This is a genomic window from Shimia litoralis, assembly GCF_005518135.1.
Classification (GTDB): domain Bacteria; phylum Pseudomonadota; class Alphaproteobacteria; order Rhodobacterales; family Rhodobacteraceae; genus Shimia_E; species Shimia_E litoralis.
This window is the reverse complement of record NZ_SULI01000060.1, coordinates 1-1,398: the sequence shown is the minus strand read 5'-3', so window position 1 is coordinate 1,398 and position 1,398 is coordinate 1. Positions and strand designations below refer to the sequence as shown.

The 1,398-nt window shown below is 62.9% G+C and carries 3 protein-coding genes; all 3 read right to left on the bottom strand.

Translation table 11 applies throughout. The features are described 5' to 3' along the window. A partial coding sequence (locus FAP39_RS17310) for a hypothetical protein (protein WP_212743447.1) occupies window positions 1-279 on the bottom strand: 279 nt, incomplete at its 3' end. Next, the gene (locus FAP39_RS17305) at window positions 276-524 is read right to left on the bottom strand and encodes a hypothetical protein (RefSeq protein ID WP_138017617.1); all 249 of its coding nucleotides are present in this window, start codon (window positions 522-524) and stop codon (window positions 276-278) included. The genes FAP39_RS17310 and FAP39_RS17305, both read right to left, overlap by 4 nt. A gap of 61 nt (window positions 525-585) precedes the next feature. Beyond that, the coding region (locus tag FAP39_RS17300; protein WP_138017616.1) for a phage BR0599 family protein at window positions 586-1,398 on the bottom strand (813 nt) is incomplete at its 5' end.

Below are 1,398 nucleotides of genomic sequence, written 5' to 3'. Positions count from 1 at the left end.
CCCATGGGGAGACTCGTCAGAGGTTTTGGCACGAACACGCGCCCGTGTCTGTGCCTGAGATTGAACCTGCGCCTGTGCAGTCGCAATCACACGCAGCGCCAGCGCATCGCCGGTGGCGGCCAGCACCTCGGCGGCCAGGCCTTGGGCAAGAAACATCTGCCAGTCCAGCCCCTGCCTGCGAAACCAGCCCCGTGCGCCCTGCAGGCAAATGCCACTGGCGCGAATATCGCCCACGCGGATGATGAGCGGGTCGGGTTGGCTGGAGGGATCGATACTCACTTCTTGCCGCCTTTCTTGCGGATAGGCTCCACTTTGAGATCACCGGCCCAGACCACATTGGGCCCGCGCAGAAGCACCGTGCCAAAGACCACAGGAATGGGCCGGCCTTCTTCAGCCGTGGGCAGGGAGAAATCATCAAGCCCTGCCGCTTTGGGGACCTGGGATTTGGGCTTGGGAGAGAGCGCATAGGAGATCGCCGAGAGCACAAGGCTCGCGACAATTTGGACCACGAAGTTCCAGACCATGAGGGGGTGTCCTTGGTTTTTTTTGCTTGGGGAACAGAGTGTTAGTCCAGAGAACGCGCCCTCACACCACGCTTCCCCCGCCAAAGGGATTGCGTCCCGGGATATCGGGAAAGCCGCCAAAGTTCAGCAGGTTGGCGAACTTGGCATTGCAGGTATCGCGGCGCAGATCACAGCCTGGCGCCATCTCGAGGACCACTGGTGCGGGCGTCTCACCCTCCCCCTCTGCGTCAGCGGTTTCTTGCTGCAAAAGAAACCCCTCATAGGCCGCCTGCAGTTCCGGCATCGGCGCACCAAGCGTGAGGCTCTCCCCCTCATGGAAGCGGATCGATCCCAGAAGCCCTGCGTGGCGTAGTACACCGCCGGCAAACCAGCCCGCTGGCACGAGTGCGGCCTCTGGCACGGTGAGCACGCGGCCTTCCAGGGCGCTGAGCGTGCCTCCGGTAAAATAGGCCTCTATATCCAGACGACAGCCGCGGGCGTAGAGCGCGTGGCGGCAGAGGCGTTGATATTTGGCGCGCATGCCTTCGCGGCGCATGGTGGTAAAGAGCGACTCGCAGGTGAGCTGAATGCGTTGGCCGGTGATTTTGGCCGAGACCACGCGGCCCTTCCAATGGGCGCGCAGTTCTTCGGGTATTTGCTCATGGCCGCGCCAGATGGTCAGGGTGGTGGCCTGCCGCGTTCGTGGCCCTAGAAAACGCCGGGCGAAGGGATCGGAAAGCGCGAAGGTGAGATCAAGCGCGCTGCGCCGTGCGTCCGAGCTTTGCAAGAGACGCCCATGGCTGATGGCAGAGGCGGCCCATGTGAGGCTGTCTTCTTCCTCGCCTTCTTCACCTCCCAGTGCGTCGGGTGGCGTGATCCAATCCGTGGCTCGGCT